The sequence below is a fragment of the Neobacillus sp. FW104-15D2 genome, assembly GCF_058790155.1.
Genome location: NZ_JBYTCJ010000001.1, coordinates 46,362 through 60,695 on the forward strand (window position 1 = coordinate 46,362; position 14,334 = coordinate 60,695).

The following is a 14,334-nucleotide window of genomic DNA, read 5'->3' on the forward strand; positions in this document are numbered from 1 at the left end:
AATGGTAGTAGGAGATTTTCCAATCGAAACTGATACTATAGTTATTGGTGCCGGACCTGGCGGTTATGTTGCTGCAATCCGTGCTGCACAGCTTGGACAGAAAGTAACGATTGTTGAAAGAGCAACCGTTGGTGGCGTCTGCTTGAACGTAGGATGTATTCCATCAAAAGCACTTATTTCAGCTGGCCATCGTTTTGAGAATGCTAAGCATTCCGAGAACATGGGGGTAATTGCTGAAAATGTATCCCTTGATTTCTCGAAGGTACAGGCTTTTAAAGAAAGTGTTGTAAAGAAATTGACTGGCGGTGTTGGCGGCCTTTTAAAGGGAAATAAAGTGAACATCGTTCAAGGTGAAGCTTATTTCGTTGATTCCAATACACTTAAGGTTATGGATGAAAAATCATCCCAGACTTATACATTTAAAAATGCTATTGTTGCAACAGGATCCCGTCCGATTGAAATCCCAGCTTTTAAATATTCAAAACGTGTTTTGGATTCAACTGGTGCTCTAAATCTTCAGGAACTTCCAAAGAGCATTGTGGTAATTGGCGGCGGTTATATTGGAACGGAGCTCGGCGGAGCATACGCAAGCTTTGGAACAAAAGTAACAATCCTTGAGGGTGCTGATGAAATCCTGAATGGATTTGAAAAGCAAATGTCTGCCCTTGTAAAGCGTAACCTTAAGAAAAAAGGTACGGAAATAATTACAAAAGCTTTGGCTAAGGGTGTAGAAGAGAGAGAAGATGGCGTAACGATTACGTATGAAGTAAAAGGCGAAGAACAAAAAATTGATGCAGATTATGTATTCGTCATGGTTGGACGCCGTCCGAACACTGATGAGCTAGGTCTTGAGCAGGCAGGCGTAGAACTAAGTGAGCGCGGTCTAATCAAGATTGACAAACAATGCCGCACAAATGTGGGCAGCATTTATGCAATTGGTGACGTGGTTGCAGGACCGCCTCTTGCCCATAAAGCATCTTATGAAGCGAAAGTTGCTGCTGAAGCAATTGCCGGCCATACATCTGAAATTGATTATCTTGCCATTCCTGCGGTTGTATTCTCTGACCCAGAATTGGCTTCAGTAGGTTACTCTGAACAGCAAGCTAAGGACGAGGGAATTGAAATTGTTTCTGCTAAATTTCCATTCGCAGCAAACGGACGTGCTCTTTCCTTAGACCAGCCAGATGGTTTCATGAAACTGGTGACCCGCAAAGAAGATGGTTTATTAATCGGTGCACAGATTGCTGGTTCTGGTGCGTCTGATATGATCGCTGAGATGGGTCTTGCGATAGAAGCAGGAATGACAGCAGAAGATGTTGCTATGACAATTCACGCACACCCAACACTTGGAGAGATTTCTATGGAAGCAGCCGAAGTCGTTCTCGGCAGCCCAATCCACATCATTAAATAAGAATTAAAAACGCCTTTCCGGCAACGGAAAGGCCTTTTTAATTTGTTTGTAAAACTCTTGAAACAGGCTGTGTTATCTGTTCTTTTGAAACGGCACCATTTATATTTACCATCACCTGATTTTTATAGATTACCAATAAAGCAGGACGTGTCTGATCATGGTAAGAATTTAAATATTCCTCTTTTTCATCAGCGGGAAGAACCTGCATGGAATGCATTTCTTCAGGGAAGTCCTTTTTTAATTCAAGTAAAGCATCATAATAAGCAGCTTCCCGATTAATTTCTTTTTCGTTGGAAAAGAAAATTATCTGTTTTATATCCTTACTTATCTTGATGTTTTTTTCACTATGTCTTTTATCGCAAGAGGCGTTTAGGACCAATAAAGAAACCATCACAATATAAGGAAGTATTTTCATTACTCGGATAGCCCTCGCTTTGTTTTTTTTTTAAACCTGCCACTGCCTTAGAATTTGGAACAGGAATTTTCCAGCGTAAATAGTTGGCTTGATTTAATAATTCCCTCTTTTTGTATATTCATTTTATCATGGCAATATTTCAAATTTAGGCTTGTCACCCAAATGTTATATAAATGAAAAATAACTTTTCGGTTCACAACATATAATCATAAAACAGCAGGGTCCGGCAAATAGGTATAAATCCGTGGCGGTGGTATAATGAAAATTTATGTGGTTATTCTCTTGCAATTAATTCTATGGAGCGGGTATACGCTTACGTCCTGGCTATCAAAGCATGACCAGCCCGTTTTCAATATCATTATGTTTTTTATTTTCTTTTACTTGGCGTTTCAGATAGGGAATTCAATAACAAAATCAGCCAAGATGACTATATTTATAACAGCTTTCAGCCTTGCTTTATATGGGTCATTCCATATGACAATGACCCTTTTTGCCCAATAAAAAACACAGCTTATTGCTGTGTTATTTTTTGTATGGAGTATCTTTTTTAAAAAAGCGAATAATGATGCTGATCAGTGAAAATAAAAGAGCAAACAGGATTATAAATGAAATGATAAAGGGCATAAAGCTAAAATCGGTATTCTTTTTTAATGGTGATTGAAACTTCACTTCCAATGGATATTGGTTATCCAGATCTGGAAGAATCACATTTTGCTCAACAAAAGGGATAGGCCCCCCGAAATGGACCGTTTGTTTTAAATCTGTAGGTTTCTTCTCAAAATAGCTTTTAAAATAATAGGGAGAAGCTATCGTGACCCCCAGGCTTATAATAAATACAATGATGAATTTTCCTTTAGACATTAAGATCCTCCGTATTAAAATAACTTAAGTTCTTAAAATAAAGAACAGCCAGCTAGCTGTTCTTTAAAAGAATTTTTATGTTGTATTACTTCTTCCTTGGATTATAATACATTACTCTGCCATTAAACAAATGAAGCTCTGCTTGAAGCTTCTTGCCAAGGAATTTACAAAATTCATTAGCTTTCCCTTTGTCCCCATAGGTACAGCCTTCAGGAAGCGTGACCTGGACGTAAGATTGTTCCCGCAATGCGCCGTCTTCTTCCTGAACACTTTCCTTATCGACACCTAGAAGAATGGCATAGTATTTTTCATGGTCTGAGTGAAGATAGAACCATTTCCCTTTACCTTCAGCTGTTTCTTTTATTTCATAAGGAAAAGCCATTTCACTATAAGACCAATCGACCTGATTGCCAGTTTTGCTAGTTATTTGTTTATAATACAAAAAAAGTTCCTTTATTTCATCCAGCGATATTTCAGTTTTTGCTGATGAAGGTACGAGTTTAATATATGCATTTTCAGCCATGTCCAGTTCCCCCTAAACACTTTTACTCCTTGCTTCCATTCTAGCACTCTGTAAAAAAGAATGACAACAGGTTGCCAGAATAAAATCATTAATTATTGCTTTTTAACAAAATTTGAATTATAATAATATTCTAACTATTTATAAAGGAGGAGTGAAATGAATTTCTTCGAGAAGCTCTATGACGAGCATGAAAATGTTAAAGTACGCTTTATCGGATTTGCCACTGATGAAGCAAGGTATGACTTTGGTATCGTCTATACAAATATGTTTTTCGGAAAGCCTCTGGTAGTATGTATGCAAACAGGCCGTTCAACTCTCCTTGATCCCCAGGATATAAAAGACACTGAACATTTGCAGAAAGTTTTTAAAATAAGTTGTAAAAAACAGGCTGCAGAATTAAGTGAATTTTTCTCTGAAACCATTCCTTCTATCCCATTTGAGACCCAATATGATTAATATTTAAAAAAGCAGACCTTTAAAGGTCTGTTTTTTTAGTAGATTTTATTAAATATGTTATACAATTTAGGCTTGATAATATAATAATGTTATATTATTATTAATATATGAATCATAAAACGCTTTCAAATAACTCAATTGGAAAAGGGGATTGATAAAATGGGTACTATCGTATGTCAGGCTTGCAACTCTACTATTGATCATTTTGAAGATGAAAAAGTGACCGTCCTATATTCCAACTGTAAAACGTGCTGCAGCAGCCACAATCATTCAGATGAAGAAGATATAATGAATTAATAAAAATCATATTGAAACAGGGCTCCCATTGGCGGAAGCCCTGTTTTTTTGATAATCAAACCAATAATTTAATCGTTACATCCTAATTTAGTACTTCTTAATCCAGCTGCAGCGAAAGAAACTGTTGCAAATTGAATTAACGTATAGCTTTGTACTCTTTAATTACATGGATCATTTTGAGCTCATCATCTTCAGGCCCCTGAACCGGAAGTCCCACTTCAAGGTTTTTCTTAATATAAAGCAAATTTTCCTTCATAATGATTTCACCAGGGATAAAGATTGGAATTCCTGGAGGATATACCATTACAAACTCAGCAATAATACGTCCTTCAGATTCTGCAAAAGGTATAATCTCTGTTTCCGCATAGAATGCATCTCTTGGTGTTAGTGCTAAAACAGGAATATCTGGGAGTAGAACCTGAAGAGGAGCAACCTTTTCAGCACGATGGGCGCATTCATCTTCAAGTGCTTTTAAGGCCTCTACCAGGATATCTCCCTCGCGGTCAGTATCACCTAAAGTGATAATACAAAGAATATTGTATAAATCTGATAATTCCACTTCAATATTGAACTTTTCACGAAGCCAATTTTCCACTTCGTAGCCAGTGAGTCCTAAATCCTTTACGGAAATAATCAATTTGGTTGGATCATAGTCAAAAGCTGCCTTTGAACCTAAAACTTCCTCACCTACACAATAAATATGTTCGAATTCATTGATCCGTTTTCTTATTGACTGTGCCAACTTTATTGTTTTATCAATAAGTTCACGGCCTTCTGTTGCGAGCCTTCTTCTTGCTACATCTAATGAAGCTAAAAGAAGGTAGGAAGTAGAAGTGGTTGTCAGCATACTTAAAATGGACTGAACGCGATTTGCAGAAACCAGGCCTTCCCGTACATTTAAAATCGAGCTTTGAGTCAAGGAGCCTCCGAGCTTATGAACACTTGTTGCTGCCATATCTGCACCTGCCTGCATGGCTGACAATGGAAGATCTTCATGGAAATGAATGTGCACCCCATGTGCCTCATCAACCAAAACAGGAACACTGTAGGAGTGTGCTATTTCAACTATCTTCCTAAGATCGGCTGAAACACCAAAATAAGTAGGGTTAATAACAAGTACCCCTTTAGCATCAGGGTGCTGTGAAAGAGCCTTCTCAACAGAATCTGTTGTAATTCCATGAGAAATACCAAGCTCTACATCAATCGCCGGATGAATGAAGACAGGGATTGCCCCTGAAAAAACAATGGCGGACATTACTGATTTATGAACATTTCTTGGGACAATAATTTTGTCCCCAGGTCCGCATACAGCCATTACCATGGTCATGATAGCGCCGCTAGTTCCCTGTACCGAAAAAAAGGTATGATCTGCGCCAAAAGCTTCAGCAGCAAGGTCCTGAGCTTTTTTTATCATCCCTTTTGGGGAATGAAGGTCATCCAATGGGCCAATATTAATTAAATCAATTGAAAGGGCATTATCGCCAATAAAATTACGGAATTCAGGATCAATTCCTGCTCCTTTTTTATGTCCGGGTATGTGAAATTGTACCGGTTCTTTTTTTGCATGTTCAACTAATCCGCTAAATAACGGTGTTTCAAATTGTGACAATTTAACTTCACACCTCTTTACATCAAATTGCAATTCTTAATAAAAAGTCATAAAACAAATGAATTATAGCACTATTAGCATTCATTGCATAGAAATATGTTGACCTGTGTCGAAGTTAGTTTTTCTTCTTAAAAGGAAAATTAACCTTGAAAGACGAAATAACAGTAAACAAATACATAGCAGGAGGATGAAAAATGAACTGGAATACAAGAGTAACAGAACTTTTAAACATTAAATATCCAATTATTCAAGGCGGTCTTGCCCATCTTGCCTATTCGGAGCTTGCAGCAGCTGTTTCAAATGCAGGCGGATTAGGACAAATTACGGCAATGTCTCTTAATGAACCGGCAGAACTGCGGGAAGAAATCAGGAAAGTGAGAAAAATGACAGACAAGCCTTTTGGGGTGAATTTTGCCATTGGACAGCACGGAAGGCCATTTGAGGACTTTGTTCATATTGCTGTTGAGGAAAAAGTTCCTGTCATTTCAATGACAGGAGGCAATCCTGCTCCAGTATTTGAATTGCTTAAAGGAAGCGATGTTAAAAAATTAGTCCTGGTAGCAGCCAGAAGACAGGCAATAAAGGCGGAGCAATTAGGAGCAGATGCGGTAATGGTAGTAGGCCAAGAAGGCGGTGGCCATCTGGGAAAAGATGATATTGGAACCATGGTTCTGATACCAAGGGTAGTTGATTCCGTGTCTATTCCTGTAATAGCTTCAGGAGGCATTGGCGATGGCAGAGGTTTAATGGCAGCACTTGCACTGGGTGCAGAAGGAATTGAGATGGGTACCAGATTTATTGCCACCAAAGAATGCGTTCATGCCAGTGAGACCTATAAAAACCTTCTTATTGAAGGTACTGAGTCAGATACCACTATTATAAAACGGTCTTTGGGGGCTCCAGCAAGGGCGATTGCCAGCCAATGGACAAATAAAATTCTCGAGCTTGAAAGTGAAAACCGCGGTTATGAAGAATTAAAGGACTATGTTAGCGGAACAGCTAATAAAAAATTAATTTATGAAGGCAGTTTGGAAGAAGGCTTTGGATGGGCTGGTCAGGTTATGGGATTAATAAAAGATATTCCCGGAGTCGCTGAACTTTTTCAGAGAATTTTAGGAGAAGCGGAGAGTATCAGAGGCAAATGGGGGAATAGGTAAATTGAAATTAAGTCTAAAAATCAGTAAAATGGTTTCATTGACTGAAAGCAGGTGACACAGATTGGAATATCAATATCCTATTGATTATCATTGGTCTACAGATGAAATAGTGGATGTAATAAAATTTTACGAAACTATTGAGAAAGCCTACGAAAAAGGTGTTGGCAGAGAAGACCTAATGGAAGCATACAGAAGGTTCAAGGAAATTGTTCCTGGGAAATCGGAGGAAAAAAAGCTTTGCGGTGAATTTGAAGACATTAGCGGGTACTCTCCGTATCGAACAGTAAAAAAGGCTAAGGAAGCATCTTCAAACGAGAAAATTACAATGCGAAACTAGAAAATAAAAATACTTATGACAAAAGAAGCTCCCTGGCAAATTTCAAGGGAGCTTTTCTATTTTGATTAAACGGAAAGTTAGTACCATTAGATATCTGCCTAATAATTTAGCAGCATTTATATAAGATTGAAAGTTTCTGTTTTAATCCCTTGCCTTTTAAGGTTTATGACAATTTATATAGGGGTAATATTTTTCTAAACACATTATCAATTTCCTGAAGCAGCAAAGATGGGCCCATCTTAACAACATCATTCCGGTCAATTTGCAAACCGCAAAGAATCTCAGCTTTTTTGACCGTTTTCAAGCGTTTAAAAAGGGCAGCTAAGTCTTCTTTTTTTAGCTCACTGTGCTTCACAGCTCCAGGCTTTGTATGATCGCTAGACCAGGAAAAGTAGCCCGGTATCTCTGAATACAACCGATCAATGTGTTTTTCAAAAGCTTCGCCGATTTGCTCCTTTTGTGGACACTCATAAATGACTGCAAACCAAATAAATAAATGAGTTTCCCAAAGGCCGATTTGGAAATGCGGAAGCATCTTATATCCACGCGGATTATTCGCAAATGCAACCCAAGTGTCTTTAGGAGGATTAACTGTACGGCGTGCATGCTTAGCAACATGAACGAACATTTCATCGCCAGCCATTACGGATAAAGCAGGTCCGAAGGTATTACCTAAACTCTCAAGCTTGGGACGAATTTCTCCCTTAATTGCATCCATTCTGGCGTCTAATCCATCTATAGTAAAAACATCGAAATCATTATATGTAAAACCTGTAAAATCCATTATGTCCTCCTGTATTCGAATTTCACCATTATTTTAGCATAATACAGGACCAACAAGAAATATTGAAGCTTTAAAAAGAAAATGGGTAAAAACACAAATTAGTTGCAACCTGGGAGGGTTGCTCATACTATAACAGTAAAAAATCTGAAAAATCAGATTCAAAACTAAGAAAGGGTGCATTTTAATGAAACAACTAATTAGTTCAACTAGAAAGAAAGCAGTGGAGAAAGAAAGGACAACGATTTTACGATTAGAAATGGATTATGAACTAGCAACATTATTCGAAGCAATGAACGAAAATAATGAAGAACAAAAGAAAAGCTGTAAACAAAGACTGGAAAGAATCAGACAGGAACTTCTGAGGTTAAAAGCCCTTTAATATAATATATTAATATAGGCTCCGCCTTCTTGCAGAATACAATGGGGCTAAGGGGATTCTTGAGTGACATGAATAGAAGGAAATTAGGACACTGTCCATCATAAAACGAACTCTTGCTGAAACTCGAGAGTTCGTTTATTATTTTTAGATTTTATTTTTTATAAACCTTTTTTCGATGTGAGAAAGTAGAAACAAATTAAGCAGGGTACGATAAAATTTGCCGGGATTATATATTTTTATTAAGCTAAAAATAGACAAGAATAAAGATTATTTACATAAGAAGATATAAGAACAAGTGGAGGGCTGGAAATGAATTGGGAAAGTATTGATATACATGCTAAAAACTGGGTAATGGAAGCAGGAGGAAAAATTCGTTCTTCCTTTGATAAAACACTAGATATCAGAACGAAGTCCAACCCTAACGATCTTGTTACTAATATGGATCAGGAGATTGAACAATTTTTTATTAAAAAAGTCAGGGAAACTTTTCCGGAACATAAGATCCTTGGTGAAGAGGGTTTTGGAGATAAGTTTGAATCACTCGATGGAATCGTATGGATCATTGATCCGATTGATGGCACTATGAATTTCGTTCATCAGCAAAGAAATTTTGCTATTTCTCTGGGGGTATATGAAAATGGAGTTGGCAAAATTGGCATGATTTATGATGTAGTTCATGATGAGCTTTATCATGCTATTAGTGGGCAGGGGGCATTTATGAATGGTGAAAAGCTGCCAATAAGTGAAGACAGAACCGTAAAGGAAGCCATCATTGCCCTGAATGCGACATGGGTAATGGAGAATCGGAGAATAGACCATAATCTTCTTATCCCGCTTGCCAGAGAAGTAAGGGGGACCAGATCTTATGGATCTGCAGCTTTAGAATTGGTTTTTGTAGCAACAGGAAGGCTTGATGCCTATATATCTCTTCGTCTTGCTCCATGGGATGTTGCAGGTGGGGCTGTCATTGTGGAAGAACTAGGAGGCAAGGTAACCAACATGCGAGGCGAAAAACTTGATTTCCTCACTCAGGATACCTTGCTTGTCGCCAGGCCAGGCCTGCACGAAACGATTCTAAGGGACTATCTTAGGAATGGGAAATGGGAGAAAAACTTGGACTCGGAGTGAGGAGCAAATAAAATACCACTCCGTCGTCGATCATATTTCAAAAAAAACTGCCAAAAACTAAAAGTTTTGGCAGCTTTCTTTATATACTGGAATGGACAGGTTCATGCTTTACCTATAATTGTCCATTTTCCCTCATTTTCTTCTTTGTTTTAAAGCCAAATCCCATAATAAGAATCAAAGCTGCAATACAGCCAATTGCACCTACTATGCTTTTTTCCGCTATCGCGACTCCAATCCCCATAATTGCGCATGCTGAAAGAATCGCAAACATAAGCATATTCCATTTAATTTGTTTCATATTAGACATCCCCTTAAAAAAATGATTAAATGCAAAATAAGAAAAGTAAAAATATGATAAAAAAGTTTTCCTTTAATTAATTTCTATTGTACAATAAAATGATTTTAAGTTTCTACTGTAAATATGGTATAATGTTTTAGTTGTGGATGGGAAGCTTAAAAATAAGGTAATTACCATTTCATATATAAAAGGTAGGAGTGACATTTTTGAATATTAGAGAAGGTATACGTAACATCGCGATTATAGCCCACGTTGACCACGGAAAAACAACATTGGTTGACCAATTATTGAAGCAATCCGGAACTTTCCGTTCAAATGAGCATGTGGAAGAGCGTGCAATGGATTCGAACGATTTGGAAAGGGAACGAGGAATTACAATTTTGGCAAAGAATACAGCCATTCAATATAAAGATACAAGAATTAATATTCTTGACACACCGGGACACGCTGACTTTGGCGGCGAAGTAGAACGTATCATGAAAATGGTTGACGGTGTTCTTTTAGTTGTAGATGCATATGAAGGATGTATGCCACAAACACGTTTCGTTCTAAAGAAAGCGTTGGAGCAAAACTTAACTCCAATCGTGGTAGTAAATAAGATCGACCGTGATTTTGCCCGTCCGGCAGAAGTAATTGATGAAGTAATTGATTTATTCATTGAACTTGATGCTACCGAAGAACAGCTTGAATTCCCTGTTGTTTATGCATCAGCTATCAACGGAACAGCAAGCACAAATCCTGAGAAACAAGACGAAAATATGCAGTCATTATACGAGGCTATCGTTGACCATATTCCTGCTCCTATCGACAATCGTGAAGAGCCGCTGCAATTCCAGGTTGCATTGCTTGATTATAATGATTACGTTGGACGTATCGGTATTGGCCGTGTTTTCCGCGGTACAATGAATGTTGGCCAGCAGGTTGCTTTAATGAAACTTGATGGAACTGTAAAACAATTCCGTGTTACTAAGATATTCGGTTTCTTCGGATTGAAGCGCCAGGAAATCGAAGAAGCTGTTGCTGGAGATTTAATTGCTGTTTCCGGAATGGAAGATATTAATGTTGGGGAAACAGTTTGCCCGGTTGAGCATCAGGATGCACTTCCAATTCTCAGAATTGATGAGCCTACACTGCAAATGACATTCCTTGTTAACAACAGCCCATTTGCAGGAAGAGAAGGTAAATTCCTTACTGCAAGAAAAATTGAAGAAAGACTTCGCGCTCAGCTGCAGACAGATGTCAGCCTTCGCGTTGAAAATACAGACACCCCGGATCAATGGATCGTATCCGGCCGTGGAGAATTGCACTTATCCATCCTGATTGAAAACATGCGCCGTGAAGGTTATGAGCTTCAGGTTTCCAAGCCAGAAGTTATCGTTAAGGATGTTGATGGCGTACGCAGTGAACCTGTTGAGAGAGTTCAAATCGATGTTCCGGAAGAGCATACTGGTTCTGTAATGGAATCAATCGGTGCCCGCAAAGGTGAAATGATTGATATGATCAATAATGGAACTGGACAAGTTCGTTTGATCTTTAATGTTCCTGCACGTGGATTAATCGGTTATACAACTGAATTTTTGACAATGACTCGTGGATACGGAATTATCAACCATACATTTGACAGCTATCAGCCAATGGCAGCTGGACAGGTTGGCGGAAGACGTCAGGGTGTTCTAGTATCAATGGAATCCGGAAAATCTTCTACCTATGGAATCATGCAGGTCGAAGATCGTGGAACTATTTTTGTTGAACCAGGTACTGAAATTTATGAAGGAATGATTGTTGGGGAACATACACGCGAAAGTGATATTACCGTTAATATCACCAAGGTTAAACAGGCTACCAACGTTCGTTCCGCTACAAAGGACCAGACTTCTGTTATTAAAAAGCCAAGAATTATGACTCTTGAGGAATCTCTTGAGTACTTGAATGACGATGAATATTGCGAAATTACACCGGAGTCAATCCGTCTCCGTAAGAAAATTCTAGATAAAAATGAACGTGAAAGATCTGCTAAAAAGAAAAAGTTTGCTGAAACAAACTAATTATTACAAGGGAGGTTTGCGAAAATGAACGTGACAGAACATCTGTCTTTTTTCGCCGCGCTCTATCGCGTAGAGGAACAGCCAAAAGTAGGAATGTGGCTTTTGTATTTAACAATAGTGGCACTTTCAATCGTTGTGTACAAGCTGGGGTTTGCAAAAAAACTTCCATTGGGACAATCGATTATCATCTATATATTCCTGATTTTAGGCTGTACCCTCTTTACCTTTCTAGGGATTTTCCTTCCGGTTGGGGAAGGTCTTGTAATTGCAGCAGCCATCCTTGTTATTTATAAGATTCGGCTGCATCAGCAGAAAAAACAACAGGCTGAAGCCAAGTAACGGAGGAACCTAAATGAAATCAGTTCAGGATGCTCTTTATAATTGGCTGACCATTAAGGCTGTAGTGGATGCCCGCCCGGAAGATACTGCAGCAATAGAAACAGAAGAAATGTTCTCGGATATATTAAAAAACCAGCATGGAGTCACAGATATTGAAATAAATAGAGATGAATCCATGTACCAGGTTTCATTCAAACAAAACGGTGAAAGTAAATCTACACGCTTCCCAACAGAGCTAATTGAAGTTCTTTTAAATCAGATTAAACTTGAGCCTGAAAAGTACGAAAATTATCCTGATGAATAAAAAATACCCTCTGCCCAAAAGGCAGAGGGTATTTTTTATAGCTCGGAAACGCTATGGAGGGCAAAAACTGTTGATGCATATGAGAAGAATCCAACATAAAGGCATGAAGGACAATACAATAAGAAAAAGGCTTTTATTAGGAGTATGAAAGATAGGGATACAAAAAAGGTCTTTGATAAACAAAAAGCTCCCCTTACCTATGGTGAAGGGGACTTTTGTTGATAATTAATGTGCTCCTGTGCTAACGACTATCACTAGAATTAGGGTTCGGCTTAACGCAAAGCAGTATCCGTTATTCAGGTTGTTAATCTCATGACGTTATGCTGCGCTTTCCTACCATTCGTCTTCTTCTGATTTTGAGCGGTAGAGCCTGAAATTTCCTGTATCAATTCTTTCCTGAGTTTTTTCGGAAATTCTATCATGACAGTTCGAACACATATATGTATGAATAGGCCTGTTGCGAAGTCTTTTGGCCACCAGAGTTTCATCATTAATCGATTCGATTTTATCGCAAATTACACATTTGACTCTCATTTTAACACCTCAATGTCTTATAACGACAATTATTTTATGAATAATTTATATAATAGTATATCATACGGAATTTTGGAAGGTTAGCGAATTCCGTTTAAGTTGATGAAAATTCGGTATAGTAGTAATATGAGTATAGAATTTTCAGAAGAGCTTAAAGACAAAAGGGGTTGGGAAAATGGCAAACCAGGTTGAGCCAAAATTGATTGAACCGTTATATAATGCTATGCAAAAAGAAAGATTTGTTACATTAGCAACTGTTGACCATGAAACGGGTGGACCAAATGTCAGCGCTATTTCATGGGTATTGGCTAAAGATAACAGCACAATTTATTTTGCTGTTGATAATCGGTCGAGAATTGTACAGAATATCACTAAAAACGATCAAATTGTTCTTAATATCATAGCAAATGAATCTACATATTCTATTGGAGGAAAAGCAGCCGTTAAAGAAGAAAAGTTAAACGGCGTTCCTTTAAAGCTTGCTTTAATTGAATTGAAAATTAGTGAAGTACGGGATGTCATGTTCTATGGTTCTAAAATTACACAAGAACCTGAATATGACAAAACCTATGATAAGGTTGCTGCTGCACGACTTGATAATCAAGTAATGGAAGCCATGAAAAAAGCTTAGCATTTGCTAAGCTTTTTACTTTTGCTGGTTGGACTCTTTCTCCTGCCGTCTTTCGAGCTGCTTTCTTTGATCCTTGTTAAGGGTCTTTTTCGGCTGCTCCATGCCGTTCCTCGGATTCGGCTTGATAATATCGCCTGGCACTTCAGGCATTAAACGGCCCGTAATATCAGCCAACTCGTTTACAATTCCCTGAAAGGGCCGTCCATTATTAATATCCTGGGAGATCTCCCGAAGCCTTGCTGTTGTATCAGGATCAGCAATTACAATAGCTCTAGCCCCGTGAGGATCTTTTTTTAAGCTTTCGGCAACTGAATATTTTGTTGTGTCCACCTGTGATCTTTCCATGTTAGCATCCACATCAATGCCAACAATGGCATACCTTCCAAGAACCACAGCGACAGCGTCGTTTACGTTTGGTGTCCTGTTGGCCAAATCTACAAGATGCCTTGATATCTCCTGTCCGGATTTTCTGTCAACATCCTGTATATAGCTGTTTTTTACTTTTACAAATTCAGGGTCAGCATTTCTTTTTTCTCCTGCATTGTTAGAACTGCACCCAGCTAATATGGTAAAGCTAAGAATAAGTGTAACAAGCTTTTTCATTACATTCCCCCGATTCATGCTTTAGTTTTAGGCTCCGTTAAAGCATATTTTGTTTCCCAACAAGTTGATTTGTGCGAAGGCGCGGGACTCCCCAAGAATGGTATTTCCTTCGGCGTAAGCGGCTTCCATGATGCCAATTAAATATCCAGCGGGAAAGGAGGGCCAAGGGGAGTGACCACAGGCGCAGAGTGCCGAGGAAGCTCTCGGATCACCCGCGGAAAGT

At 38.5% G+C, this 14,334-nt stretch carries 20 protein-coding genes; 12 read left to right on the forward strand and 8 right to left on the reverse strand.

Going from position 1 to position 14,334, the window contains the following annotated elements; genetic code table 11:
• Window position 1 precedes the first annotated feature (1 nt).
• A complete protein-coding gene (lpdA, locus tag AC3WR0_RS00255) occupies window positions 2-1,411 on the forward strand; it encodes a dihydrolipoyl dehydrogenase (RefSeq protein ID WP_492550478.1) in 1,410 nt (469 codons plus the stop codon).
• Between the two features lie 37 nt (window positions 1,412-1,448).
• Here lpdA and AC3WR0_RS00260 read toward each other — a convergent pair whose 3' ends face one another.
• On the reverse strand, window positions 1,449-1,826 hold the full coding sequence (locus AC3WR0_RS00260) for a hypothetical protein (RefSeq protein WP_051270899.1): 378 nt from the start codon (window positions 1,824-1,826) through the stop codon (window positions 1,449-1,451).
• 258 nt (window positions 1,827-2,084) lie between these two features.
• Between AC3WR0_RS00260 and AC3WR0_RS00265 the strand changes: the two genes are divergently transcribed.
• Window positions 2,085-2,327 (forward strand): hypothetical protein, encoded by a 243-nt coding sequence (locus tag AC3WR0_RS00265; RefSeq protein WP_027323226.1) that lies wholly within the window; start codon window positions 2,085-2,087, stop codon window positions 2,325-2,327.
• Window positions 2,328-2,348: 21 nt separating this feature from the next.
• Here AC3WR0_RS00265 and AC3WR0_RS00270 read toward each other — a convergent pair whose 3' ends face one another.
• Both AC3WR0_RS00270 and AC3WR0_RS00275 read right to left on the reverse strand, forming a co-directional pair.
• Window positions 2,349-2,687 (reverse strand): hypothetical protein, encoded by a 339-nt coding sequence (locus tag AC3WR0_RS00270; protein WP_492550479.1) that lies wholly within the window; start codon window positions 2,685-2,687, stop codon window positions 2,349-2,351.
• An 85-nt stretch (window positions 2,688-2,772) separates the two neighbouring features.
• A complete protein-coding gene (locus AC3WR0_RS00275) occupies window positions 2,773-3,210 on the reverse strand; it encodes a DUF1885 family protein (protein ID WP_492550480.1) in 438 nt (145 codons plus the stop codon).
• 156 nt (window positions 3,211-3,366) lie between these two features.
• On the opposite strand from AC3WR0_RS00275, the gene AC3WR0_RS00280 reads away from it, so the two are divergent.
• Complete coding sequence (locus AC3WR0_RS00280; protein WP_492550481.1) at window positions 3,367-3,666, forward strand: DUF3055 domain-containing protein; 300 nt, start codon at window positions 3,367-3,369, stop codon at window positions 3,664-3,666.
• 159 nt (window positions 3,667-3,825) lie between these two features.
• Entirely contained in the window at window positions 3,826-3,963 is a 138-nt protein-coding gene (locus AC3WR0_RS00285; protein WP_492550482.1) for a GapA-binding peptide SR1P, read from the forward strand.
• A 136-nt stretch (window positions 3,964-4,099) separates the two neighbouring features.
• Here AC3WR0_RS00285 and AC3WR0_RS00290 read toward each other — a convergent pair whose 3' ends face one another.
• A complete protein-coding gene (locus AC3WR0_RS00290) occupies window positions 4,100-5,572 on the reverse strand; it encodes an aminotransferase class I/II-fold pyridoxal phosphate-dependent enzyme (protein ID WP_492550483.1) in 1,473 nt (490 codons plus the stop codon).
• 194 nt (window positions 5,573-5,766) lie between these two features.
• Here AC3WR0_RS00290 and AC3WR0_RS00295 point away from each other — a divergent pair, with 194 nt between their 5' ends.
• Both AC3WR0_RS00295 and AC3WR0_RS00300 read left to right on the forward strand, forming a co-directional pair.
• Complete coding sequence (locus AC3WR0_RS00295; protein ID WP_492550484.1) at window positions 5,767-6,729, forward strand: NAD(P)H-dependent flavin oxidoreductase; 963 nt, start codon at window positions 5,767-5,769, stop codon at window positions 6,727-6,729.
• Between the two features lie 61 nt (window positions 6,730-6,790).
• Window positions 6,791-7,066 (forward strand): UPF0223 family protein, encoded by a 276-nt coding sequence (locus AC3WR0_RS00300; protein ID WP_492550485.1) that lies wholly within the window; start codon window positions 6,791-6,793, stop codon window positions 7,064-7,066.
• A 163-nt stretch (window positions 7,067-7,229) separates the two neighbouring features.
• Here the strand turns inward: AC3WR0_RS00300 and AC3WR0_RS00305 are convergent, their stop codons facing one another.
• A complete protein-coding gene (locus AC3WR0_RS00305) occupies window positions 7,230-7,850 on the reverse strand; it encodes a YktB family protein (RefSeq protein WP_492550486.1) in 621 nt (206 codons plus the stop codon).
• Between the two features lie 184 nt (window positions 7,851-8,034).
• Between AC3WR0_RS00305 and AC3WR0_RS00310 the strand changes: the two genes are divergently transcribed.
• Both AC3WR0_RS00310 and AC3WR0_RS00315 read left to right on the forward strand, forming a co-directional pair.
• Window positions 8,035-8,229 carry a YkzI domain-containing protein gene (locus AC3WR0_RS00310; RefSeq protein ID WP_166023634.1) on the forward strand — a complete coding sequence of 65 codons (195 nt, stop codon included), beginning with the start codon at window positions 8,035-8,037 and terminating at the stop codon, window positions 8,227-8,229.
• Window positions 8,230-8,538: 309 nt separating this feature from the next.
• A complete protein-coding gene (locus AC3WR0_RS00315) occupies window positions 8,539-9,357 on the forward strand; it encodes an inositol monophosphatase family protein (RefSeq protein ID WP_492550487.1) in 819 nt (272 codons plus the stop codon).
• Between the two features lie 112 nt (window positions 9,358-9,469).
• Here AC3WR0_RS00315 and AC3WR0_RS00320 read toward each other — a convergent pair whose 3' ends face one another.
• Entirely contained in the window at window positions 9,470-9,655 is a 186-nt protein-coding gene (locus AC3WR0_RS00320) for a YlaF family protein (RefSeq protein WP_492550488.1), read from the reverse strand.
• Between the two features lie 206 nt (window positions 9,656-9,861).
• Between AC3WR0_RS00320 and typA the strand changes: the two genes are divergently transcribed.
• Genes typA through AC3WR0_RS00335 form a run of 3 tightly spaced genes read left to right on the forward strand, consistent with a single transcriptional unit; the run spans window position 9,862 to window position 12,343 of the window.
• Entirely contained in the window at window positions 9,862-11,700 is a 1,839-nt protein-coding gene (typA, locus tag AC3WR0_RS00325; RefSeq protein WP_492550489.1) for a translational GTPase TypA, read from the forward strand.
• A gap of 24 nt (window positions 11,701-11,724) precedes the next feature.
• Window positions 11,725-12,039, forward strand: a complete 315-nt coding sequence (locus AC3WR0_RS00330; RefSeq protein WP_492550490.1) for a YlaH-like family protein — start codon at window positions 11,725-11,727, stop codon at window positions 12,037-12,039.
• Between the two features lie 13 nt (window positions 12,040-12,052).
• Complete coding sequence (locus tag AC3WR0_RS00335) at window positions 12,053-12,343, forward strand: hypothetical protein (protein ID WP_027323239.1); 291 nt, start codon at window positions 12,053-12,055, stop codon at window positions 12,341-12,343.
• Window positions 12,344-12,676: 333 nt separating this feature from the next.
• On the opposite strand, the gene AC3WR0_RS00340 is transcribed toward AC3WR0_RS00335, so the two are convergent.
• Entirely contained in the window at window positions 12,677-12,877 is a 201-nt protein-coding gene (locus AC3WR0_RS00340) for a YlaI family protein (protein ID WP_027323240.1), read from the reverse strand.
• Between the two features lie 175 nt (window positions 12,878-13,052).
• On the opposite strand from AC3WR0_RS00340, the gene AC3WR0_RS00345 reads away from it, so the two are divergent.
• Window positions 13,053-13,508 carry a pyridoxamine 5'-phosphate oxidase family protein gene (locus tag AC3WR0_RS00345; RefSeq protein ID WP_492550491.1) on the forward strand — a complete coding sequence of 152 codons (456 nt, stop codon included), beginning with the start codon at window positions 13,053-13,055 and terminating at the stop codon, window positions 13,506-13,508.
• Window positions 13,509-13,523: 15 nt separating this feature from the next.
• Here the strand turns inward: AC3WR0_RS00345 and AC3WR0_RS00350 are convergent, their stop codons facing one another.
• Window positions 13,524-14,111 (reverse strand): YhcN/YlaJ family sporulation lipoprotein, encoded by a 588-nt coding sequence (locus AC3WR0_RS00350; protein WP_492550492.1) that lies wholly within the window; start codon window positions 14,109-14,111, stop codon window positions 13,524-13,526.
• Window positions 14,112-14,334 lie beyond the last annotated feature (223 nt).

Bases quoted from the DNA above. Each gene is read 5' to 3' on its own strand.
- lpdA (WP_492550478.1), top strand. From the start codon at position 2: ATGGTAGTAGGAGATTTTCCAATCGAAACTGATACTATAGTTATTGGT.
- AC3WR0_RS00260 (WP_051270899.1), bottom strand. From the start codon at position 1,826: ATGAAAATACTTCCTTATATTGTGATGGTTTCTTTATTGGTCCTAAAC.
- AC3WR0_RS00265 (WP_027323226.1), top strand. From the start codon at position 2,085: ATGAAAATTTATGTGGTTATTCTCTTGCAATTAATTCTATGGAGCGGG.
- AC3WR0_RS00270 (WP_492550479.1), bottom strand. From the start codon at position 2,687: ATGTCTAAAGGAAAATTCATCATTGTATTTATTATAAGCCTGGGGGTC.
- AC3WR0_RS00275 (WP_492550480.1), bottom strand. From the start codon at position 3,210: ATGGCTGAAAATGCATATATTAAACTCGTACCTTCATCAGCAAAAACT.
- AC3WR0_RS00280 (WP_492550481.1), top strand. From the start codon at position 3,367: ATGAATTTCTTCGAGAAGCTCTATGACGAGCATGAAAATGTTAAAGTA.
- AC3WR0_RS00285 (WP_492550482.1), top strand. From the start codon at position 3,826: ATGGGTACTATCGTATGTCAGGCTTGCAACTCTACTATTGATCATTTT.
- AC3WR0_RS00295 (WP_492550484.1), top strand. From the start codon at position 5,767: ATGAACTGGAATACAAGAGTAACAGAACTTTTAAACATTAAATATCCA.
- AC3WR0_RS00305 (WP_492550486.1), bottom strand. From the start codon at position 7,850: ATGGATTTTACAGGTTTTACATATAATGATTTCGATGTTTTTACTATA.
- AC3WR0_RS00310 (WP_166023634.1), top strand. From the start codon at position 8,035: ATGAAACAACTAATTAGTTCAACTAGAAAGAAAGCAGTGGAGAAAGAA.
- AC3WR0_RS00315 (WP_492550487.1), top strand. From the start codon at position 8,539: ATGAATTGGGAAAGTATTGATATACATGCTAAAAACTGGGTAATGGAA.
- AC3WR0_RS00320 (WP_492550488.1), bottom strand. From the start codon at position 9,655: ATGAAACAAATTAAATGGAATATGCTTATGTTTGCGATTCTTTCAGCA.
- AC3WR0_RS00330 (WP_492550490.1), top strand. From the start codon at position 11,725: ATGAACGTGACAGAACATCTGTCTTTTTTCGCCGCGCTCTATCGCGTA.
- AC3WR0_RS00335 (WP_027323239.1), top strand. From the start codon at position 12,053: ATGAAATCAGTTCAGGATGCTCTTTATAATTGGCTGACCATTAAGGCT.
- AC3WR0_RS00340 (WP_027323240.1), bottom strand. From the start codon at position 12,877: ATGAGAGTCAAATGTGTAATTTGCGATAAAATCGAATCGATTAATGAT.
- AC3WR0_RS00345 (WP_492550491.1), top strand. From the start codon at position 13,053: ATGGCAAACCAGGTTGAGCCAAAATTGATTGAACCGTTATATAATGCT.
- AC3WR0_RS00350 (WP_492550492.1), bottom strand. From the start codon at position 14,111: ATGAAAAAGCTTGTTACACTTATTCTTAGCTTTACCATATTAGCTGGG.